This is a genomic window from Streptomyces sp. NPDC104581 (assembly GCF_055583685.1).
In genome coordinates, this window is the sequence record NZ_JBVJNN010000011.1 from 145,510 (window position 1) to 166,511 (window position 21,002).

General features: G+C 72.0%; 18 protein-coding genes and 1 riboswitch. Of the genes, 5 read left to right on the top strand and 13 right to left on the bottom strand.

What is annotated here, in order from left to right:
• The first annotated feature begins 18 nt into the window (after positions 1–18).
• From ACZ61E_RS12255 to ACZ61E_RS12265, 3 genes are read left to right on the top strand one after another with little or no spacing between them, the layout of a single operon-like run.
• The gene (locus ACZ61E_RS12255; RefSeq protein WP_469699543.1) at positions 19–828 is read left to right on the top strand and encodes an STM4013/SEN3800 family hydrolase; all 810 of its coding nucleotides are present in this window, start codon (positions 19–21) and stop codon (positions 826–828) included.
• A complete protein-coding gene (locus tag ACZ61E_RS12260; protein ID WP_469699508.1) occupies positions 828–2,240 on the top strand; it encodes an STM4012 family radical SAM protein in 1,413 nt (470 codons plus the stop codon). Before ACZ61E_RS12255 ends, ACZ61E_RS12260 begins: the two co-directional genes overlap by 1 nt.
• Before the next feature lie 7 nt (positions 2,241–2,247).
• A complete protein-coding gene (locus ACZ61E_RS12265) occupies positions 2,248–3,099 on the top strand; it encodes an STM4011 family radical SAM protein (protein WP_469699509.1) in 852 nt (283 codons plus the stop codon).
• A 21-nt stretch (positions 3,100–3,120) separates the two neighbouring features.
• On the opposite strand, the gene ACZ61E_RS12270 is transcribed toward ACZ61E_RS12265, so the two are convergent.
• Both ACZ61E_RS12270 and ACZ61E_RS12275 read right to left on the bottom strand, forming a co-directional pair.
• Positions 3,121–3,948: an SGNH/GDSL hydrolase family protein gene (locus tag ACZ61E_RS12270; RefSeq protein ID WP_469699510.1), complete on the bottom strand. Its 828-nt coding sequence runs from the start codon at positions 3,946–3,948 to the stop codon at positions 3,121–3,123.
• 167 nt (positions 3,949–4,115) lie between these two features.
• Positions 4,116–5,036, bottom strand: a complete 921-nt coding sequence (locus tag ACZ61E_RS12275; protein WP_469699511.1) for a peptidoglycan DD-metalloendopeptidase family protein — start codon at positions 5,034–5,036, stop codon at positions 4,116–4,118.
• A gap of 4 nt (positions 5,037–5,040) precedes the next feature.
• A riboswitch (cyclic di-AMP (ydaO/yuaA leader) is annotated at positions 5,041–5,199 on the bottom strand.
• Between the two features lie 413 nt (positions 5,200–5,612).
• Here ACZ61E_RS12275 and ACZ61E_RS12280 point away from each other — a divergent pair.
• On the top strand, positions 5,613–6,416 hold the full coding sequence (locus tag ACZ61E_RS12280; protein WP_469699545.1) for a tyrosine-protein phosphatase: 804 nt from the start codon (positions 5,613–5,615) through the stop codon (positions 6,414–6,416).
• Between the two features lie 25 nt (positions 6,417–6,441).
• Here ACZ61E_RS12280 and ACZ61E_RS12285 read toward each other — a convergent pair whose 3' ends face one another.
• The 11 genes from ACZ61E_RS12285 to ACZ61E_RS12335 form a co-directional block, all read right to left on the bottom strand.
• Entirely contained in the window at positions 6,442–6,627 is a 186-nt protein-coding gene (locus ACZ61E_RS12285) for a DUF6126 family protein (RefSeq protein ID WP_469699512.1), read from the bottom strand.
• Between the two features lie 38 nt (positions 6,628–6,665).
• Positions 6,666–7,292, bottom strand: a complete 627-nt coding sequence (locus ACZ61E_RS12290) for a helix-turn-helix domain-containing protein (protein WP_469699513.1) — start codon at positions 7,290–7,292, stop codon at positions 6,666–6,668.
• 64 nt (positions 7,293–7,356) lie between these two features.
• Positions 7,357–8,817, bottom strand: coding sequence for an aspartate aminotransferase family protein (locus ACZ61E_RS12295; protein ID WP_469699514.1), 1,461 nt, complete (start codon positions 8,815–8,817; stop codon positions 7,357–7,359).
• Positions 8,818–8,923: 106 nt separating this feature from the next.
• The gene (gene hpnH, locus ACZ61E_RS12300) at positions 8,924–9,943 is read right to left on the bottom strand and encodes an adenosyl-hopene transferase HpnH (RefSeq protein WP_469699516.1); all 1,020 of its coding nucleotides are present in this window, start codon (positions 9,941–9,943) and stop codon (positions 8,924–8,926) included.
• A gap of 5 nt (positions 9,944–9,948) precedes the next feature.
• Positions 9,949–10,680 carry a phosphorylase family protein gene (locus tag ACZ61E_RS12305; RefSeq protein WP_469699517.1) on the bottom strand — a complete coding sequence of 244 codons (732 nt, stop codon included), beginning with the start codon at positions 10,678–10,680 and terminating at the stop codon, positions 9,949–9,951.
• Positions 10,680–12,767, bottom strand: coding sequence for a squalene--hopene cyclase (shc, locus tag ACZ61E_RS12310; protein WP_469699518.1), 2,088 nt, complete (start codon positions 12,765–12,767; stop codon positions 10,680–10,682). Before shc ends, ACZ61E_RS12305 begins: the two co-directional genes overlap by 1 nt.
• A gap of 147 nt (positions 12,768–12,914) precedes the next feature.
• The gene (locus ACZ61E_RS12315) at positions 12,915–14,009 is read right to left on the bottom strand and encodes a polyprenyl synthetase family protein (protein ID WP_469699519.1); all 1,095 of its coding nucleotides are present in this window, start codon (positions 14,007–14,009) and stop codon (positions 12,915–12,917) included.
• Between the two features lie 62 nt (positions 14,010–14,071).
• The gene (gene hpnE / locus ACZ61E_RS12320; protein WP_469699520.1) at positions 14,072–15,460 is read right to left on the bottom strand and encodes a hydroxysqualene dehydroxylase HpnE; all 1,389 of its coding nucleotides are present in this window, start codon (positions 15,458–15,460) and stop codon (positions 14,072–14,074) included.
• Between the two features lie 121 nt (positions 15,461–15,581).
• Positions 15,582–16,532 (bottom strand): presqualene diphosphate synthase HpnD, encoded by a 951-nt coding sequence (gene hpnD / locus ACZ61E_RS12325; RefSeq protein WP_469699521.1) that lies wholly within the window; start codon positions 16,530–16,532, stop codon positions 15,582–15,584.
• The gene (gene hpnC, locus ACZ61E_RS12330; RefSeq protein ID WP_469699522.1) at positions 16,529–17,449 is read right to left on the bottom strand and encodes a squalene synthase HpnC; all 921 of its coding nucleotides are present in this window, start codon (positions 17,447–17,449) and stop codon (positions 16,529–16,531) included. The genes hpnD and hpnC overlap by 4 nt, the downstream gene beginning before the upstream one ends.
• A gap of 449 nt (positions 17,450–17,898) precedes the next feature.
• On the bottom strand, positions 17,899–18,603 hold the full coding sequence (locus tag ACZ61E_RS12335; RefSeq protein WP_469699523.1) for a TetR/AcrR family transcriptional regulator: 705 nt from the start codon (positions 18,601–18,603) through the stop codon (positions 17,899–17,901).
• A gap of 86 nt (positions 18,604–18,689) precedes the next feature.
• Here ACZ61E_RS12335 and ACZ61E_RS12340 point away from each other — a divergent pair, with 86 nt between their 5' ends.
• Positions 18,690–20,900: an MMPL family transporter gene (locus ACZ61E_RS12340; RefSeq protein ID WP_469699524.1), complete on the top strand. Its 2,211-nt coding sequence runs from the start codon at positions 18,690–18,692 to the stop codon at positions 20,898–20,900.
• Positions 20,901–21,002: the final 102 nt, after the last annotated feature.

The window sequence follows — 21,002 nt, forward strand, 5'->3', positions numbered from 1 at the left end:
GCCGCCGACCTGCCCGACATGAGCCGGGTCGTCGGCCGCGACGACCTGCTGCTGGTCACGCTCGACACACTGCGTTTCGATGTGGCCGCCGAGCTGGCCGAGGCGGGCCGGCTGCCCAATCTCGCACGTCATCTGCCGGGTGGGCGCTGGGAGGAGCGGCACGCTCCCGGCAGCTTCACCTACGCCTCGCACCAGGCGATGTTCGCCGGCTTCCTGCCGACGCCGGCGGCGCCGGGCCCGCATCCGCGGCTCTTCGCCGCGCGGTTCGAGGGGAGCGAGTCCACGGCCGACAGGACGTTCGTCTTCGACACGCCCGACCTCGTGTCCGGTCTCGCCCAAGCCGGGTACCGCACGGTGTGCATCGGGGGCGTCGGCTTCTTCAACAAGCGCGGCGCGCTCGGCTCCGTACTGCCGGGAATGTTCCAGGAGAGCCACTGGGCGCCGGAGTTCGGGGTGGCTTCGCCGACGTCGTTCGAGTCGCAGGTGGCTCGCGCTGAGGAGGTGGTGGCCGGACTGCCCGCCGCCCAGCGGCTGTTCCTCTTCGTCAATGTGCCCTCGCTGCACCAGCCGAACTGGTTCCATCTGCCGGGCGCCACCCGTGCGGCGGGCGACTCGCGGGAGACGCACGCCGCCGCGCTCGAATACGTCGACCGGCACATCGGCCGGCTGTTCACCGCGGCGAGCAGCCGGCGCCGCTGCTTCGCGATCGTCTGTTCCGACCACGGCACGGCCTACGGTGACGACGGCTGGAGCGGGCACCGCCTGGGCCACGAGTCCGTCTGGACCGTGCCGTACGCCCATTTCTTCCTGGAACCTGGGGCACCCTGATGACCGAACCGACCCACCCGAACGACACGGCCGACCCTGCCGACCCGGCGACCACCATCGCGCCGCGTCCGTACGAGAGTTACGTCTACGCCTACCCGCACAAGACGGCGTACCGCCCGCTCTCCGACCGCCCCGCCCTGAGCACGCTGTGGGCGGGTGAACACAAGGACGCGCTCTCGCTCTATCTGCACATCCCGTTCTGCGAGGTGCGCTGCGGCTTCTGCAATCTCTTCACCCGGATCGGCGCGCCCGGCGAGCTGACGACCCGCTATCTCGACGCGCTGGACCGGCAGGCGACGGCCGTCGCCGACGCGCTGCACGCCGGCCCCGTTCCGGGCGGGGAGGCGGACGCGGAGGCGGGCCCGGTGCGGTTCGCCGCCGCGGCCTTCGGCGGCGGCACGCCCACCTTCCTCACCGCGGGCGAGCTGGAGCGGCTGTGCGACATCGCCGAGAAGCGGATGGGTGCCGATCTGCGGTCCGTTCCGCTCTCCGTCGAGACGTCTCCGGCGACCGCGACGGCCGACCGGCTCTCGGTACTGGCCGACCGGGGAGCGACCCGGCTGAGCATCGGTGTGCAGAGCTTCGTCGAGGAGGAGGCGAAGGCCGCGGTGCGCCCGCAGCGCCGCTCCGACGTCGAGGCGGCCCTCGGCAGGATCCGGGACGCGCGGATCCCGGTCCTCAACATCGACCTCATCTACGGCATCGACGGGCAGACCCCCCGGTCCTGGCGGCTCTCGCTCGACGCGGCGCTCGCGTGGCGGCCCGAGGAGCTCTATCTCTATCCGCTGTACACCCGGCCGCTGACCCCGCTCGGCGCGCGCGCCCATCCCAGCGAGGCGGGCTGGGACGCCCAGCGGCTGGAGCTGTACCGCCAGGGGCGGGACCATCTCCTCGCCCAGGGCTACGAGCAGGTGTCGATGCGGATGTTCCGGCTGCCGGGCGCCCCGCGCGAGGGTGCGGACGACCACGCGTGCCAGACCGACGGCATGATCGGACTCGGTTGCGGCGCCCGTTCGTACACCTCGGGGCTGCACTACTCCTTCGACTACGCGGTCGGGATGCGCGAGATACGCACGATCATCGACGCGTACACGCTCGCCGATGACTTCTCCCGTGCCGAGGTGGGGCGGGCGATCGACGGGGACGAGGCGCGCCGGCGCCATCTGCTCCAGTCGCTGCTCCAGGCCGGGGGGATGGCGGTGGCCGACTACCGTGAGCGGTTCGGCGGCGGCCCCGACGACGACTTCCCCGACGAGCTGAACCGTTTCGCCGCCCTCGGCTGGCTCGACACGGACGCGGGCCCCGGTCTGCTGCGGCTCTCACCCGAGGGCCTGGCCCACTCCGACGCACTGGGTCCGGCGCTGTTCTCGCCCGCCGTCCGGGCGGCGATGGCGTCGTACGAACCGAAGTGAGACAGACGTGGACCTGACGATCCTCTACCGCGGTCCCCTCGCGTCCTGCGACTACGACTGCCCCTACTGCCCGTTCGCCAAGCGCCGTGACACCCCCGACCAGCTGCGCGCGGACCGCGCGGCGCTGGAGCGGTTCACGGCCTGGGCCGCGGAGCGGACGGACGACCGGCTGTCGGTGCTGTTCACCCCGTGGGGCGAGGGGCTCACCCGCTCCTGGTACCGGCGCGCGCTCACCGGCCTCTCCCACCTCCCGCACGTCGCGCGGGTCGCCATCCAGACGAACCTGAGCTGCCGCACGGACTGGCTGAAGGACGCGGACCCGGCGAAGGTGGCCCTGTGGTGCACGTACCACCCGGGTCAGACACCGTACGACCGCTTCCTCACCAAGTGCCATGAGCTGGGCGCCGCGGGCATCCGCTTCAGCGTCGGCATCGTGGGCTTCCCCGACCACCTGGACCGGGCACGCCGCCTGCGTGCCGACCTCCCCGGGCATGTCTATCTGTGGGTCAACGCGGCGGAGGGCCGCATCTATTCGGACGCCGAGGCCGCCGACTGGACGTCGGTCGACCCGTTGTTCCCGTACAGCCGCCATCCCCACCGCTCGGCCGGCCTGCCGTGCCGGACGGGCGAATCGGTGATCTCGGTGGACGGCGAGGGCACGGTCCGCCGCTGCCACTTCGTCCCGGCGGAGCTGGGCAACCTCTACGACGGCTCGTACCGCGCGGCCCTGGAGCCGCGCGTGTGCCCGCTGGCGACGTGCGACTGCCACATCGGCTACGTCCACCTGGAGACGCTGCCGCTGTACGACGTCTTCGCGGGCGGCGTCCTGGAACGGATACCGGCGGCGCCGGCCCGGTGACGGGTCACCGGTGAAGGGGCGTCAGTGCCGCGCCAGCGGCAGCAGGTCCGGGCGTTTGGCGACCGTGTGGTCACCCGAGGATTCACCGCGCAGCCGGCGGCCGATCCACGGGACCAGGTATTCGCGCGCCCACTGCATGTCGTCGCGGCGCACCTCCAGCGTGCCGCGCGGGGGCAGCGGCGGCCACGGCTGGTCCGGGTCGGCCGGGACGTCGAGGCCGAGGACCTGGGCGGCGCGCAGGGCGACGCGGGTGTGGCCCTCCGGGGACAGATGCAGCCGGTCGCCGTCCCAGGCACGGCGGTCCTGGACGGAGCGCAGTGACCACAGGTCCAGGACCGGGCAGTCGTGGCGGTCGGCGATGGAACGGACATGGGCGGTGAACGTGGCCATCTTGCCGCGCAGATGGCGCAGCACCGGCACGCCGCGGGTGTCGAACCCGGTGGGGACCATGACCGTGCCGACCGCGCTCGTCAGGTCCGCCAGCGCGCGTTCGAAGCGTTCGGCGACGTCGTCGGGGTCGCTGCCGGGCCTGATGATGTCGTTGCCGCCGGCGCAGAAGGTCACCAGGTCCGGGGCGAGTTGCCTGGCGCGCGGGATCTGCTCGGCCACGATCTGGTCGAGCAGCCGTCCTCGTACGGCGAGGTTGGCGTACCGGAACGACCCGTGGTCCGGGTCGTCGACGGCCGCACCGTCGGGTGTCCGGTCGGCGAGCAGTACGGCGAGCCGGTCGGCCCAGCCGACATACACTCCGCCCGGTCCGGGATCGCCGACGCCTTCGGTGAAACTGTCACCGACGGCGGCGTACGACCCGAAGAACTTGCCTGTTTCTCTTCTCGAATCGTCAGCCACAGCGGAACATCCTTCACCCGCGTATGTGACCTACGCGACCGTAAGGAGAGGTTGACGCCGGTGAGAAACACCACCGGTCAAAATTCGTTCAAGCCGGAATAGCGAAAAGGCCGTTGACGGGCACCCGGGGTGCCGGCCAACGGCCTTTTCCGGTGCGGTCGAACCGGTCAGATGGAAACGCCGTGCTCGCGCAGGTACGCCAGCGGGTCGACGTCCGAGCCGTAACTCGGGCCGGTGCGGATCTCGAAGTGCAGGTGCGGTCCCGTGGAGTTGCCGGTGGAACCGGAGAGGCCGATCTGGTCGCCGCCCGCGACGGTCTGGCCCGCGGTGACGGCGAGCGAGGAAAGGTGGGCGTACTGCGAGTACTGGCCGTCGTCGTGCTTGATGACGACCTCGTTGCCGTAGGACCCGGCCCAGCCGGCCGAGACGACGGTGCCGGGGCCGACCGCCTTGACGGTGGTGCCCGTGGCGGCCGCGAAGTCGACACCGGTGTGGTAGCCGCTGGCCCAGCTGCCGCCGGCCGCGCGGTAGGCGGTGGTGGCGCTCGCGCCGTCGACGGGCGCGGTGTACCCGGAGCTGCCGCTCTGGGCGGCGGGCTCGTTCGCCGAGGTGGTGTCGGCCTCCGGCGCGGGCTCGGCCGGCGCGGGTTCGGCCGGGGCCGGCTTCTCCGGGGTGGTCCGGGCCTTGCCCTCGGAGGACGCCTTGCTCTTCGCGCCGATGGTGAGCTTCAGGCCCGGGTGGATCAGCGACGGGTCGTCGCCGACGGCCGCGCGGTTGTCCTTGTACAGCTTGTGCCAGCCGCCGCTGACCTTCTGCGTCGCGGCGATCTTGGCGAGGTAGTCGCCGGCCTTGACCGAGTACGTCTTGACGGTCTTGGCGGTGGCGGCCTGCTTGGGCGTCTGCGTGGCGGGGGCGGCGTGCGCGGCGCGCTCCGGCGCGACGGACGGGGCGGCGGCCTGTTCGGCGGCGTGCGCGCCGGTGGCACCGATGAGCGGAATTGCGATGGCGGCGCCACCCGTTCCGGCGGCGACGAATCCGCGGGTGATCGGGTTGGTCCTCGGACGACGGTGCTTACCCTTTCCGGGCATGGCGGATTCCTCTCCGGCGCCTGCGAGGTGAGCTGTCGGGTTCGGGCTGGAGATGCCCGGCCGCGCCGTGACGCGACTTCACCCCGAGCCGTTCCGGAAGTCCGGACCGGCGTACTACCTGGGTCCCCCGCTCCTGCCACACGTGGATGGGTGCTGGGTGGATGCGGATTCCGAACGGCGGCAGGATTCGGCGATCCGCTCGGATTGCGGTGACGGTAAGCCGCGTGCACCGACGCGGACAAGCCGTCGTATTCCTCCGGCAATACGTCGTCGAATACCGGTCTCCGTGAGTGGTCACCCTGCGTGGATTACGGATCTTCGAATTCCGTGCGCCGCCCCAATTCCCCTTCCCGGCGCCGCCACACACCGTCACGGATATGATCTGGCTCACCAGCCGTGGACGATCTGCCCCCATCTCACCCGCGAACAGGGCACGTTGGGTTGAATCCTCCAATACGGACAGAAGCCGCAATCGCGCAGTGATCTCGCCGGAAACCGATGTCGTAAAGTCGGAGCGCGACAGCGTCGGCGACGAGCGCCGGCCGCAGACGCGGAGGAGCTCACGTGACGCACGAGGTGCCGCAGCCGGTCCCGACGACCGAGCCCGAACTGGCCGGTGTACGCAACTTCCGCGACGTGGGCGGCCTGCCGACCTCCGACGGACGGCGCGTGCGGTACGGCCGGCTCTTCCGCAGCGGTCATCTCGCGCACGCCACGGCCGAGGACACCGCGTTCCTCACGTCACTGGAACTGCACACGGTCTTCGACTTCCGCAACGCGGCCGACCAGAAGCTGGACGGTCTGGACGTCGAGCTGATCGGCGTACGCAATGTGAACATCCCGCTCACCGACCCGGCCGACGGGACCGAGTTCTGGAAGATGGTCCGCGACGGGGATCTCGACCAGCTCCGGTCGATCCTCGCCGACGGCAAGGGCGTGGCCCGGATGTCCGCTTCGTACCGTTCGATCATTCTGGACCGCACCGCCGAGCACCGGCGCGTGCTGCACGCCCTGGCCGAGGAGAGCCTGCCCGCCCTGATGCACTGCGCCGCGGGCAAGGACCGGGCCGGTCTCTCCATCGCCGTGTCGCTGCTCGCCGTGGGGGTGGAGCGGGACGCGATCGAGGCGGACTACCTGAAGTCGAACGAGCCGCACCGCAGGTACCGGGTACGCCGCAGCGGCACGGCGCCGGACGGGACCTCGCCCGAGGTGATGGAGCTGCTGGCGCCGCTGTTCGACGCGCGGGCCGAGTACCTCGAAACGGCCTTCACGACGATGGAGGAGACGTGGGGCAGCATCGACCGCTACCTCACGGACGGCCTGGGCCTGACGGACGAGAGGCGCGAGCGGCTGCGGAGCCGTCTGGTCGACGAGACGTAGCACGTCCGGCCCGCCCGGACAGACCCTAGCGGCCCTGCGCGCCCGCCTCGAAGAGCAGGTAGAGGAAGCCGGCCAGGACATGGCCGGCCACGAGGTAGGCGAAGAGGCGGATGGCGAGGCCGCGCGGGAAGTTGCGCTCCTCGTCCATGACGGGCTCGGCGGCCGTCTCCGGCTCACGCGCGGCGGCGGGGTCCACGGGGCTGTCGGACACGGGGTGGCCTCTCTCATCTGGTCGGAGCCGATGGCGGATCAGCGGCGGTGGGCCCCGCCCGGCAGGCACAGCTCGGTGGTGGGGCTGGTGAGCAGGGTGTGTACGAACAGCAGCTCGGCGCCGTCGGGGCCGGCCGCCGCGAGACGGTGCGGTGTCATCGAGTCGAAGTGGGCGCTGTCGCCCGGCCCGAGCACATGGGCGGCGTCCCCGAGACCCAGCCGGAGCCGCCCCTGGAGGACGTGGATCCACTCCTCCCCCGGGTGGACGCGGACGAGGTCGCCCTGCGCCCCGTAGGGCACCGTGACCCGCAGCGGCTGCATGGCGCGGCCGGATGAGCTGCCGGCCTGGCGGTAGATCCAGCCGTCGGCCTCCACCGGTTCCGCCCGTGCGGCGCGGATGACCGGATCGCGTTCGGGCGGTTCCTCGCCCAGCAGTTCGGAGACCGTCGTACCGTAGACACGCGCGAGACCGAGCAGCATGGGCAGCGAGGGCTGGCGGCGCCCGGTCTCCAGCCGGGAGAGATGGGCCGGGGAGAGCCCGGCCCGTGCGGCGGCGGCCTCCAGGGTGAGGCCACGGCCCCGGCGCAGCTCGCGCAGCTGTGGGGCGACGTCCGGCAGGGCCTCGGTCCCGGGGTCGGGCCCGTCGATGGCGGCTGGGTTGTCCATGCCTCCATTGCGCCAGGATTTTTCCTCTGAGGCAAATCTCTTGCCTATGAGGCAAAAAGCCTGTTCACCGGTTGGCGATCGCCTGTTTCATCAGCGTCCTGCCGAAGTCCCACATCAGTCCGCCGCCCTTGTGCGCGTCGTCCATGACCGCCGTGAAGGCCGTGACGAAGCGGTCGACCTCCCGCTCCCCGATGGTCAGCGGCGGAATCAGTTTGATCACTTCCAGCTCGTCCCCGGAGACCTGGGTGAGGATGCGGTGCTTCTGGAGGAGCGGCACCACGACCATCTGCGCGAAGAGACCCTTCCGGGCCGCCTGGAGCATCGTCCAGCGGCCACGCAGTCCGATCGACGCGGGCCTCCCGAACTCGATCCCGATCATCAGCCCCCGGCCGCGCACCTCGCTCAGGAACTCGTACCGGCCGACCAGCTCCGCCAGCCGTGTCCGGAGCAGATCGCCGGTCGTCCTGGCGTTGTCGACGATCCGCTCGTCCTCGATCACCGACAGGACGGCGAGCCCCGCGGCCATCGCCTGCGCGTTGGACCCGAAGCTGGCCGAGTGGACCAGCACCCGGTCCATCGAGGAGTAGACCCGCCGGAAGATCCAGTCCTTGCCGAGGGTCGCGCCGACCGGCACGTAGCCGCCGGAGAGCGCCTTCGCGACGCAGACCAGGTCCGGCTCGACTCCTTCCTCGTGCTGGTACGCGTAGAAGTCCCCGGTCCTGCCGAGGCCGGTCTGCACCTCGTCGGCGATGAGCAGCGCCTTGTGCCGGTGCAGCAACTCCTGCGCCGCCCGCAGGAATCCGGGCGGCGCCGCGCGCACACCCTTGCCCTGGATGGGTTCGACGACGAAGCCGGCGACGTCGCCGCGCTTCAACTCCCTCTCCAGCGCGTCGAGATCACCGAGTTCAAGCGCGGTGTCCGGGAGCAGCGGTGCGAAGCCGTCGCGGAATCCGGACTCGCCGTTGACCGAGAGCGAGCCGGCGGTAAGGCCGTGGAAGGCGTGGGCGCAGTAGAGGATCCTGGGCCTGCCGGTGGCGTACCGGGCGAATTTCAGGGCGGTCTCGACGGCCTCGGTTCCGCTGTTGCCGAAGAAGACCCGGTCCAGGTGCGGGCTGTGGGCGAGCAGTCTCTCGGCGAGCAGGCCGGGCAGCGGCTGGCAGTCGAAGCGGGTGAGGTCGGCGAGCGAGGCGTCGAGGACGTCGTGGAGGGCCTCGCGGACGACGGGGTGGTGCCGGCCGAGGCCCATGACGCCGAAGCCGGCGAGCATGTCGAGGTAGTCGTTGCCCTCGGCGTCCCAGAAGTAGGCACCCTCGGCGCGTTCGTACACCTTGTCGAAGCCGATGGTCCGCAGCATGCGCGGGAGTTGGTGGTTGAGGTGGGCGGTGTGCAACTCGTAGCGCTCGCCGCCGCGTTCGGCGAGGAGCTTGGCGAGGTCGAAGCCCTTGCCCGGGGTGCCGAGCTCCCGGTGTCCCGCCGCTCCGGTGGCGCCGCCGCGCCCCGCGCGGCTCTCGCTGTACTCCGTCATGGTGTGTTCTCCTCCAGGAACCGTGCTCGCGGGCCGGGGCGCCGGAGGGACGGCGGCGACGGGCGCCGCCGTCCCTCCGGTGGCCACGACGTCACGGGCCGGGGGTCTACTTGCCGCCGGAGACCGTCTCGCGAACCGCCCGCAGCGACTCCTTGAGGGAGCCCATGGTGGCGAGCACGGCGGTGGGTTCGTAACCGCAGTGCGCCATGCAGTTGGCACAGCGCGGGTCCTTGCCACGGCCGTACTTGTCCCAGTCGGTCTCCTCGATCAGCTCCCGGTACGTCGGGACGTACCCGTCACTCATCAGATAGCAGGGGCGCTGCCAGCCGAAGAGCGAGTAGTTGGGAATGGCCCAGGCCGTGCACGGGAAGTCGGCCTTGCCCTCCAGGAAGTCCAGGAAGAGCGGGGAGTGGTTGAGCCGCCAGCGGGCCCTGTTGCCGCCGGAGAACGCCTTCTTGAAAAGGTCCCGTGTCTGCTCGACGCCCAGGAAGTGCTCCTGGTCGGGCGCCTTCTCGTAGGCGTAGGCGGGCGAGATCATCATCTCGTCGACCTTGAGGTCGTCGTTGAGGTAGTTGAGGACCTCGATGACGGTCTGCGGGGTGTCGGTGTTGAAGAAGGTGGAGTTGGTGGTGACCCGGAAGCCGCGCTTCTTGGCCTCCTTCATCGCCTCCACGGCCTCGTCGAAGACCCCTTCCTTGGCGACGGACTCGTCGTGCCTCTCCCGGAGGCCGTCGATGTGCACGGCGAACGCGAAGTACGGCGACGGTGTGAACCTGTCCATCTTCTTGCGCATCAGCAGCGCGTTGGTGCAGAGGAAGACGTACTTCTTCTTCGCCACCAACTGCCGGACGATCTCGTCGATCTGAGGGTGCATCAGCGGCTCTCCGCCGGCGATGGAGACCATCGGCGCCCCGGATTCGAGCACCGCCCCCACCGCCTGCGCCACGGGCATGCGCTGCTTCAGGACGCCGGCCGGGTGCTGGATCTTGCCGCAGCCCTCACAGGCGAGATTGCAGGCGTAGAGCGGTTCGAGCTCGACGATGAGTGGGAACTTCTCACGCCTGCGGAGTTTCTGTTCGAAGAGGTACGTCCCGACCCTGATGGTCTGACGGAGCGGCATGGCCATCTAGCTCACCTCCTGGGGAGCAGCAAAGAACGGTGCCATTCAAGAAAAGCCGGAATGACCGCATGAAGGACACGGAAAGCTGATATTCCACCGCGAACCGTACCAATTCGGACTAGCTCGTGCTCAGGGGCGTCCACGACCACCCGTACGGCGGCAACGGGGCGTGCCCCGGCGCTCAGCGCGCTGAGCAGCGTGGCGGCGGACTCCATGTCCACGGCGAGCGCCCCCGTGGCGCGCAGTCCGGCCCTCTCGGGGCCGCGTACGACATGGTCGGAGCCGGTGAGCGGGCCGGTGTGGACCGTACGTCCGGGCAGCGTCCTGGACAGCGCCTCCACCAGCAGCGCCGTTCCCGTGCATGGCGTCGAGCCGTGGGGACCCCGGGTCTCTTCGGCGACGATCAGGTCCCCGGGGTTCATACCGGGGGCCAGTCCGGCACAGAATCCGGACGCGATGACGGCGGCGTTTCTGTGCCGGTCCGCGCCGAGCGCGCGCGCCGTCGCACGCTCGGCGTTCCCGGGGCCCATGCCCGTACGGAGCACGGTCACGGGTCCGGCGCCGGGTGCCCGGCCGTTCCGGCCCGCCCGGCCCCCGCGCAGCGCGCTGCGCAGGGCCAGCTGCTCGATGCCGAGCGCGCAGGCGATCAGCAGCGGAGTCCCGGCCGGGCCGCCGGCGCGGTCGGCCCGGTCGGCCCGGTCGGCCCGGTCGGCCCGGTCGGCCCGGTCGGCGGGAGCGTCCATCACGCCCCCTTGCGGCTGTCCGCCCGGCTGTCCGCCGACCGGGTGGCCGGCCGTCGCTCCCCGATGCTCTCCGCCCGGCCCAGGACGAGGCGCTCGGCGCGGGCGGGCGTGCGGTCCGGACCCGGTTCGCCGTTGACGTACCGGCCGAGTGCGGTGAGCGGGAACACCTGCCGGTAGAGGTGGTAGTTGATGGAGAAGTCCCACGGGAAACCGGTGCCGGTGAAGTACGGCTCGTCCCAGGAGCCGTCCTCCCGCTGGGCCGCCGCCAGCCAGGCCACGCCCCGTTCGACGGCCCGCGTCCCGCGCCGCCCGGCGGCGAGCAGCGCGAGCAGCGCCCACGCGGTCTGCGAGGCGGTCGACGAGCCGTGCCCGATCCACTTCTCGTCGCGGTACGAGCGCAGGTCCTCGCCCCAGCCCCCGTCCTCGTTCTGCACGGATTCGACCCAGCCGACGGCGCGGCGGATCGCGGGGTGGCCGACGGGGATCCCGGCCGCGACGAGTGCCGGTACGGCGGAGCCCGTCCCGTACACGTAGTTGACGCCCCAGCGGCCGAACCAGGAGCCGTCGGCCTCCTGTTCGGCGAGCAGCCACTCGATGCCGCGCCGGGTGTCGGGGTGCTGGGCCAGGCCCTCGTACGCCAGCATCTCCACGACGTGCGCGGTGACATCGGCCGACGGCGGGTCGATGACCTCGCCGAAGTCGCAGAACGGCAGCCGGTTGGGGAACGGGCTGACGTTGTCGGCGTCGAAGGCGCCCCAGGCGCCGTTCCTCGACTGCATGCCGAGCGTCCAGCGCGCCCCGCGCTCGACGGCGGCGTCCAGGCGCGCGGAGTCGGGGTGGCGGACCCGGCGCAGGGCGAGGATGACCTCGGCGGTGTCGTCGATGTCGGGGTAGTTGTCGTTGTGGAACTCGAACGCCCAGCCGCCGGGGGCGAGTCCCGGCCGGCGCACGGCCCAGTCACCGGGGCGCGTGATCTCCTCGTCCAGCATCCACCCGGCCGCCTTGACGAGGGCGGGGTGGTCGGGACCGACCCCCGCGTCCGCCAGGGCGATCGTGGCCAGGCAGGTGTCCCAGACCGGGGACTGACACGCCTCGATCATGCGCGAGCCGTCCTCGCGCCAGACGGCGAACCGGTCGAGCGATTCGAGTCCGGCGCGCATGACCGGGTGCCGGAGGTCGTAGCCGAGCAGATGCAGGGCGATCACCGAGTAGACGGCCGGCGGCTGGATGCCGCCCCAGCAGCCGTCGTTCTCCTGGCGTTCGACGATCCAGCGGGCCGCCGCGTTCATCGCCGTCCAGCGGACCCGGCGCGGGGCGACCTTGTGGTAGAAGTGCAGCGCCTTGTCGAGACGCTGGAATACGCCGTCCCAACTGGTGGCGGAGGCAAGGGGTTCGACGGGGTTCGGGCGGCTGGCGTCAGTGTGCAGCTCGTCCAGCGCGAAGGGCGCGGGACGGACGGGCCGCAGCGCCGAGACGATGGTGAGCGGCACGATGGTCTGCCGGGCCCAGCAGCCGAACGAGTAGATGTTCAGCGGGAACCACTTGGGCAGGAAGATCAGTTCGGGCGGCACCTCGGGCAGGTCGTCCCACTTCCACCAGCCGAAGAGGGCGAGCCAGATCCGGGTGAAGACCCGGCTCCCGGCGATACCGCCGTGCTCCCTGATCCAGGCGGCGGCGCGCGCCATGTGCGGGGCGTCGGGCCGGTCCCCGGCGAGGCGCAGCGCGACGTATCCCTCGATGGTCGTGGAGAGTTCACCGGGGCCGCCGTGGAAGGTGGCCCAGGTCCCGTCGGCCCGCTGTTGTCCGCGGATGAACCGGCCGGCCGCCTCGGTGGTCGCCGTGTCCTGGATTCCCAGGAACTGACGGAGCAGCAGATCCTCGGCGTCCATGGTGACGTTGGTCTCCAGGTCGCCCTTCCACCAGCCCTGGGCGTCCTGTCGGCCGAGCAGATGCTCGACGGAGCGTGCGGTGGCCCGCCGTGCGGCCTCCGCGATGTCGTTCGTGGCGGGAGTGGTGTCGGACGGTTCGCTCGCCGCGGCAGCGCGGGGTCCCACGGCCCCGGTGCTTCCGTCGGTCGTCGCAGTCATGGCTTCCCCTTACGTGCAGTTGGTCCTCTGCTGTGCTGGGGTCTCCGTCGTCCGGCGGATCGGTCAGGACCGCCGGACGGCGACTACGGAGGCTTCTGATGCTGTGTCAGCCTCCGGTGAGCGTGGATATGCGAAGCGCGATGGTGATCATCTCTTTCGGACGACGACGAAGTCGGCGAGCGCGGTGAACCGCGCGCGGACGTGTTCGGGCATGTCGACCCGGTTCAGGGCCTCGATGGCGACGGCGTGCTGCCTGCGGGCCTCATCGGAGGTCCACTCACGGCCGCCCGCCTCCTCGATGAGCGCGGCCCTGGTGGCGAACTCCTCCTCGGAGAAGCCGTCGAGATCGTTGCTCTTGGCGTCGGCGGCCAGGAGTTCGGCGAGCCGTTCCGACGCCGCGCCTCCCGCGGCGAGCGCGGCGACGACCGGCAGGGACTTCTTGCGCTGCCGCAGATCGCTCCATGTCTGCTTGCCGGTGGCCACGGGGTCGCCCCAGATGCCGAGCAGGTCGTCGACGGCCTGGAAGGCGAGGCCGAGGTGGTGGCCGTACGACTCCAGGATGTCGGCCGTCCGGTCGTCGGCCCCGCCGAGGACGGCCCCGATGGAGACGGCGCAGGCGAGCAGCGCGCCCGTCTTGTTGCCCTCCATCTCCAGGCACTCCTCGACGGTGACCCGCTCGCGGTGCTCGAAGGAGATGTCCTGCGCCTGGCCGTCGATCAGCTTGCGGCTGGCCGTGGTGAGGCGGCGAGCGGCCCGGCCGGAGCCGGCGGTGCCGATCTCCAGCAGGACCTCGTTGGCGAGGGCGAAGAGGGCGTCACCGACGAGGATCGCCTGGGCGGGGCCGTGCACCTTCCAGACGGTGTCGCGGTGGCGGCGCTGTTCGTCGCCGTCCATCAGGTCGTCGTGCAGCAGCGAGAAGTTGTGGACCAGTTCGACGGCGACGGCGCCGGGCACACCCGTCTCGGGCGCCGATCCCGCCGCCTCGGCGGCCAGCAGGGAGAGCGCGGGGCGTACGGCCTTTCCGCCGTCGCCGTCGGCGGGCCGGCCCTCGGCGTCGATCCAGCCGAAGTGGTAGGCGGCGACGGTGTTCATCGGCGGGGCGAGCCGGTCGACGACGGCCCGCAGCACGGGGGTTGCCAGGGTGCGGCCGCGCTCCAGCAGAGCGAAGACGTCCGCGGTGTCGACAGCCGGGTCGGCCGGGGGCACAGTCGGCACGGTCTCTCCTCTATTCGCAGTACTCATGGGTCCCGTACGCGCCGTCGCCGTACTCGTCCTGGTCGCGCCCGTCATGGCGGCGTCCCGTCTCACGCGGCCTCCCGCAGCGGGTGCCGGTGGGCGCGGCCCAGTTCGGACAGGGCCTCACCGGCGGCGCTGAAACCGCTGCGGACCGCGCCTTCCATCGTCGCCGGCCAGCCGGTCGCGGTCCACGCGCCCGCCAGGAAGAGCCCGGCCGCCCGGGTGCGGGCGGCGGGGCGCAGCCGCCCCACGCCGGGTGCCGGGGCGAAGGTGGCCGTCCGCTCCCGGGTCACGAAGAAGTCCCGCACCGCGGCGCTTCTCGCGGCCGGGAGGAGACGTTTCAGCTCGGGCAGATAGCGCTCGCGCAGTTCGGCGACGGGCAGGTCGATCTCGTCCGCGACGGCCGACTGCGACAGCGCCACGTACTGCCCCTCCTTCAGCCCCGAGGCGTCGGTGCGGTCGAAGACCCACTGCACGGGGGTGCCGATCGCGGCGAAGAACGGGCGGCGCAGCACCTGGCGGTCGTACACGACGTGCACGTTGAGGATCGGCGACGTGCCGATGTCGAGGAGCCGGCCGGGCCGGTCCAGCGCGCCGTCGGGCAGCAGGGCGTGCGTCTCGCGCTGCGGTACGGCGAGGATCACCGTGTCCGCCTCGATGCGCTCCCCCGGTACGTCGACGCTCCAGCGCCCGTCCGCGGTGCGGGCCACGGCCCTGACGCGGGTGCGCAGTTCGGTGCGTACGCCCGCGGCGTCGAGCGCCTTGCGGGAGAGCGTGTCGTGCAGGTCGCCGAGCGGCACCCGTGCCCAGCCGATGTCGGCGGCGCCGCGCTCGGAGAGCAGTCCGGTCTTGAAGACCATCGCGGCCAGGCCCATGGACGCCTGCTCCGCGCGGACGTTGAGGGTGGCGACGCAGACGAGGTTCCACAGCGCGTCGACGGCGCGCGCCGACTGGCCGTGCCGGCGGAGCCAGGTCGCGAAGTCCATGCCGTCGAGCGCCGGGTCGGCGGGGTCGAGCGCCTTGAGCGCGAGCGCGGCGCGTCCCACGGACGCCTTCTCCGCGAGCGAGAGGTGCGGGTAGGCGGCGAGCCCGCCGGCGAGGTGCAGCGGTACGGGCAGGGCGTCGCGGCGCAGCCGTCCGACGCGGGGCCGGTCGGGGCGTCCCACGTCGAGTACGGGGATGTCGAGCCGGTCCTGGACGGGTGCGAGCGCTGCGCCGCCGATCCGGTCGAGCAGCCAGCGGTAGGCGGTGCAGCAGCGCAGGTACACGTGCTGGCCGTTGTCGACGGTCAACTCGCCGCGGGTGAAGGAGAAGGCGAGACCGCCGAGGCGGGGGCGGCCCTCGACCAGGGTGACGCGCACTCCGGCGTCGGCGAGCTGGAGTGCGGCGGTGACCCCGGCGATGCCCCCGCCGACGACGACCGCGTGGCGGGGGCCCGCGCTGTCCGTCGTCGTCATGCGCGCTCCCCCACGACTGTCGCGGCGGATGACGCGCCAGGTACCCGGTGGGTCGGCCGTGCGGCCGTGGGGTCGGTCGCGGCGCCCGGGAGGGCGCGGGCGCCGGTGCCCTGCGGGAGTGTCACGGGCGCCTCCTGACGCTCTGCCGGGAGATGCTCCTGGCGTCGAGACCGGAGAGGCCGCGCACGGCGACGTACGCCTTCTCGCGTCCCGGCAGGGAGACGCGGCCACGCAGGACGGCCCCGGGGTCGCGTTCGATGCGGTCGAGCAGCCGGCGGTAGATGCCCGCCATCGCGGCGACGCAGGCGCCGCTGCGCCGGTCGAGCATGGGCAGCAGCCGGTAGCCCTCGGCGAAGAGCGCGCGGGCCCGTCTGACCTCGAAGCGGACGAGTCCGCCGAAGTCGGCGCCGGCGGGCGGGACGGCGGCGCCGAAGCCCGCCGAGCAGCCGAACTTGGCGAGGTCGTCGGCGGGCAGGTAGGTGCGGCCGTTGGCGGCGTCCTCACGGACGTCGCGCAGGATGTTGGTGAGCTGGAGGGCGAGGCCCAGGGTGTCGGCGTACTCGGGCGCGCGCTCGGTGCCGGCCGCGGCGGGGTCGGTGCCGAACACCCCGAGCGAGAGCCTGCCGATGGCTCCGGCGACACAGCGGCAGTAGATCTTGAGGTCGTCCCAGGTCTCGTACGTCTCGCCCTTGACGTCCATGAGGACACCGTCGATCAGTTCGTCGAGCCCGTCGAGCGGGAGCCCGAGGCGGCGGGTCGCGTCGGAGAGCGCCACGGCCACGGGGTCGGTGTCGTCCTCCTCGACCCGCCCCTGTGCGATCCGTGCGAGGAGGGCGCGGGTGTCCTCCAGTCTCGACTGCTTGGCGTCGGGCTCCAGCGTGCCGTCGCCGATGTCGTCGACGCGCCGCGAGAACGCGTAGAGCGCCGACATCGCCTGCCGCTTCTCGGCGGGCAGCAGCCGGATGCCGTAGGCGAAATTACGGGCCTGCTGCCCGGTGACGGCCTCGCAGTAGCTGTACGCGGCCAGTACCGGCGCCGACGCGGGGGGCTGTTGCTCCACGATCCGGCTCACCCCTCTCTGTGCGATTTCCGCAGGACTGCTCCCACTTCACGCAGCAGACGTGGTGTGGTGGCTTTGGGCGGTCCGGGCAGTACATCGTGTCCCACGGCGGCCACCGAGGAGAGGGCGGCGCGCCCCCCGCCGACGAATCCGGCGAGGAGCAGCCGGAGCCTGCCCCGGACGCTGTGGACCAACGGCCCTCCCTCGTCCAGGAGTTGGCCGGCGCGCTCGGCCTCGAAGGCGATCAGGCTCCGTACGGAGGCACTCGCCGTCGGTGCGGCGAGGTCCGCCTCGGAGACATGGAAGCGCTTCATGTCGTCGGCGGGCAGATAGATCCGGTCCTCGGCGAGGTCCTCGGCGACGTCCTGGATGTGCTCGACGATCTGGAGCGCGGTGCAGACGGCGTCGGAGCAGCGCACGCGTTCGGGGCTGGTGGTGCCGGTGATGGCGAGGACGAGGCGGCCTACGGGGTTTGCGGAGAGTTCGCAGTACGCGAGCAGGTCGTCGTAGGTGCCGTAGCGCCGTACGGACTGGTCCTGGCGGTTGGCCTCGATCAGACGGAGGAACGGCTCGGGAGTGAGCCGGTGGCGCCGGACGGTGGGGACGATGCCCCGCAGCAGCGGATGGCCGGGGCCCGGACCCGCCGGATCGAACACCCGGCCCAGGTCGGCCTCGAAGGCGTCCAGCATGGCGAGCCTGTCGTCCGTACGCGCGGGGTCGAGGCCGAGGTGGCGGGCGTCGGCGCCGCCGGGTGCGAGGTCGCCGTCGCCGATGTCGTCGACGAGGCGGGCGTAGCCGTAGACGGCCATCAGGTCCTCGCGCCAGGCGCGGGGCAGGAAGAAGGGGGCGACCGGGAAGTTCTCACCGGAGGCTTTGTCGAGAGTGGCACGCGAGGAGCTGTCGGCCTGGTTCTGGGGGCCGCCCGTCACTGCGAACCGCCTGCTGCGGGGACGGCGCGACCCTCGCGGAGCTGGAGATCAACCGTCATTGCCGTCACGTCTCCCGTTCTACACTGCCGACCCAAACATCCCATTTCGGACACGCCGCGCGGCCTGACCACGGGGATGCCGCCGATCTGGCGGACCCTCGAAGGGTCAGCCGGGGCTTACGGACGTATCGCCGCTCTTGCCACGAATCAGCACCGCTACAGCTTACGTCGTACAACGGCCATGGCCGCGCCGGGGCACCTCGGCCGCGGCGAGGGCGGCTGGGCCGACCTCAACCTCCCGCCGGGGTGCGGGACTTGACGGAATCTTGACTGTTCACGGGCCATGGGCGGGCCGGAGCGGCGCCGGACACCGGCCGGGGAGCGGCGGCCGGGCGCGGCGCCCGACGGGGACTCCACACGGTCTCGGCACACGATCCCCGCATGATCCACTCACCGGCCCCCGGGGTCGTCATGGGGAGCGCCGTCGCGCGGAACCAGGAGACCGGCGACGATCGTGTCGGTCGTGCGGCCTATCACGGCGTCGCGGTCCGCGGCCGGGAGCAGCCGCATCGGGCCGTCGAGGAGGAGCATCGCGAGGCCGTGCGCCGTCGACCAGGCGGCGGCCTCGGCTCCGGGCCGGTTGGCGGCGGGCATGCGGCCGGTGGCGACCAGTTCGTCCAGCGCCTGGCTGAGCAGGTTGTACGAGCGGTACTGGGGATTGTCGGCGGGTGGTGTCACACCGCCCCATCCGGCGTCCTCGTCCGTACCCGGCACCGGGTGGGAGAAGGCGGTACGGAAGAGGCCGGGGTGCTCCAGGGCGAAGCCCACGTAACCCCGGCCGATCGCGGCCAGGCGGCGCTCGGCGGCGGCTCCGGGGTGGCCACCCGGGGGCAGACCGGCCGCGACCCGCTCCATGGCGTCGGCGAGCAGCTGCTGCGCGTGGATCTTGACCGCGAGGAGCAGATCGCCCTGCCCAGCGAAGTGCCGGTAGGCAGCGGTGGGCGAGACGCCGGCGCGGCGGGCCGCCTCGCGCAGCACGATCTTCGCCGGTCCGCCATCGGTCGCCAGCTCCACTCCGGCGGCGATCAGCGCGTTGCGCAGGTCGCCGTGGTGATAGCCGGCTTTGGCCCCCCGGTTCGCGCGGTTGGTCTCCATGCCCCCATCCTGCCCGATGTTGACAGCATTAACATCCCCTGTCAGAGTCATTGTTGACGCCGTTAACATCGGAGATGGGGGATCCCGTGCTGTCCAAGATCGCTGAGCTGGCCCTGAAGAGGTCACGGCTCCTACTCGTACTGGCCGCCGTCGCCGTCGTCGCCATGGGCGTGCTCGGCGCGGGCGCCTTCGGCAAACTGCTCGGCGGCGGATTCGACGACCCCGACGCGCAGTCCTCGCGCGCCGCCGTCCGGATCGACGAGAGGTTCGGGGGCGAGACCAACCTGCTGTTCCTGATCGGCTCCGGGGACGGCGGGCGGCAGGGGCCCGGCTCCCCCGCCGTCGACGAGCGGGGCCGCTCCATCACCGAGGGCCTCAAGGACGATCCCGCCGTGAGCAACGTGGTCTCGTACTGGGACACCCGGAGCCCGCGGCTGATCTCCGAGAACGGCGGCGAGGCCCTGATCGCCCTCCATGTGAAGGGGGACGAGACCGAGCGCGGCGAACGCGCCGAGCGGCTCATCGACCGCTACACCGGTGACCGCGACGGGGTCGAGGTCCGGGCGGGCGGTGAGAGCGCGGTGAGCATCGACGTCGGCTCACAGGTCTCCGGCGACCTGGCCGTGGCCGAGGCGATCGCCGTACCCGTCACACTCGTGCTGCTGGTCCTGGCCTTCGGCAGCCTGGTGGCCGCGACGCTGCCCCTGGTGATCGGCCTGATCGCGATCGTCGGCACGTTCGCGCTGCTCTCCGCCCTCGGCAGCCTGACCGAGGTGTCCGTCTTCGCGATCAACCTCACGACCGCGCTCGGTCTGGGCCTCGGCATCGACTACGCGCTCCTCCTGGTGAGCCGCTTCCGCGAACAGCTCACCGCGGGCGAAGGGGTCCCCGAGGCGCTGCGCACGACGGTACGGACGGCGGGACGCACGATCCTGTTCTCGGCCGCGACCGTCGCCGCCGCGCTCGCGGCGCTGCTGGTCTTCCCGCCGTTCTTCCTGCGGTCCTTCGCCTACGCGGGGATCGGCGTGGTCCTGATCGCGGTCGTCGCCGCCCTGTTCGTGGTGCCGCCGCTGCTCGCCGTGCTGGGTCACCGGGTCAACAAAGGGCGACTGCCGTGGGCGAGGGGGCGCCGCTCCGACGCGCCCTTCTGGGGGCGGCTCGCCGCTCTCGTCATGCGCCGCCCCGCCCTCACCGCGCTGCCCGTGCTCGCCGTACTGCTGCTGGTCGCGAGCCCGCTGCTCGGGGTCACGTTCGGTACGCCCGACGAACGGGTGCTGCCCGAGGACGCGGCCGGCCGACAGGTCGCGACAGCGGTCCGGCACGACTTCCCGGCCGACGAGGCGGGCGCCGTCCAGATCGTCAGCACCTCCGCCGTCGCGGCGGCGCCGCTGGCGGCGTACGCGGCCGAACTGTCCCGGCTCGACGGTGTCGTACGCGTCGACGCCTCCACCGGCAGCTACACCGACGGACGGAGCGAGCCGCCCGGCCCGGCCGGCGCCGGACTCGCCCGGCCAGACGCGCAGCGTCTCGCCGTCGTCACCGACACCGCGCCCAAGTCCGGCGCCGCCCAGGACCTGGTGGCGGACATCCGCGCCGTGGACCGGCCCGCGGGCACCGAGATGCTGGTCGGCGGCACGGACGCGGCACTGGTCGACTCCCGTCGGTCCATCGGTGACCGGCTGCCCCTGGCGATCGGGCTGGTCCTCGTGACGACGTTCGCGCTGCTGTTCCTGTTCACCGGCAGCGTCGTCCAGCCGCTGCGCGCCCTGCTGCTCAACGCGATCAGCCTGTCGGCCGCGATCGGCGCGATGGTGTGGATCTTCCAGGACGGCCATCTGTCCTCGCTGCTGGGCTTCACCCCCCAGCCCATGGACACCTCGATGACCGTGCTGCTGTTCTGCGTCGCCTTCGGTCTGTCCATGGACTACGAGGTGTTCGTGACCAGCCGGATGAAGGAGCTGCACGACGCGGGCGCGGACCGGACGACGACCGTCACCCAGGGCCTGGCCCGTACCGGGAGGATCGTCAGCATGGCGGCCGGACTGCTGGCCGTGAGCTTCTTCGCCTTCGGGACGAGCCAGATCAGCTTCCTCCAGATGTTCGGCATCGGCAGCGGCCTGGCGATCGTCATCGACGCGGTGGCGGTACGCGGTGTGCTCGTACCCGCCGCGATGCGGCTGCTGGGCCGCGGCGCCTGGTACGCGCCGTCCGCGCTGCGCGCGCTGCACGGGAGGATCGGCCTCTCCGATGAGTCGGCCGCCACCGCCGGAGCGGACCGGGCGCCGGCGGCCGTCTGACGGCCCGGACGCAGGGCCCGGACGCAGGGCCCGGGGGGGGGGGGGGGGGGGGGGGGGGGGACGGGGGGGGGGGGGGGGGGGGGCGGTTGTCGGTTTTGGCGT

Bases quoted from the DNA above. Each gene is read 5' to 3' on its own strand.
- ACZ61E_RS12255 (WP_469699543.1), top strand. From the start codon at position 19: ATGAGCCGGGTCGTCGGCCGCGACGACCTGCTGCTGGTCACGCTCGAC.
- ACZ61E_RS12260 (WP_469699508.1), top strand. From the start codon at position 828: ATGACCGAACCGACCCACCCGAACGACACGGCCGACCCTGCCGACCCG.
- ACZ61E_RS12275 (WP_469699511.1), bottom strand. From the start codon at position 5,036: ATGCCCGGAAAGGGTAAGCACCGTCGTCCGAGGACCAACCCGATCACC.
- ACZ61E_RS12290 (WP_469699513.1), bottom strand. From the start codon at position 7,292: ATGGACAACCCAGCCGCCATCGACGGGCCCGACCCCGGGACCGAGGCC.
- ACZ61E_RS12295 (WP_469699514.1), bottom strand. From the start codon at position 8,817: ATGACGGAGTACAGCGAGAGCCGCGCGGGGCGCGGCGGCGCCACCGGA.
- hpnH (WP_469699516.1), bottom strand. From the start codon at position 9,943: ATGGCCATGCCGCTCCGTCAGACCATCAGGGTCGGGACGTACCTCTTC.
- ACZ61E_RS12305 (WP_469699517.1), bottom strand. From the start codon at position 10,680: ATGGACGCTCCCGCCGACCGGGCCGACCGGGCCGACCGGGCCGACCGG.
- shc (WP_469699518.1), bottom strand. From the start codon at position 12,767: ATGACTGCGACGACCGACGGAAGCACCGGGGCCGTGGGACCCCGCGCT.
- ACZ61E_RS12315 (WP_469699519.1), bottom strand. From the start codon at position 14,009: ATGAGTACTGCGAATAGAGGAGAGACCGTGCCGACTGTGCCCCCGGCC.
- hpnE (WP_469699520.1), bottom strand. From the start codon at position 15,460: ATGACGACGACGGACAGCGCGGGCCCCCGCCACGCGGTCGTCGTCGGC.
- ACZ61E_RS12335 (WP_469699523.1), bottom strand. From the start codon at position 18,603: ATGGAGACCAACCGCGCGAACCGGGGGGCCAAAGCCGGCTATCACCAC.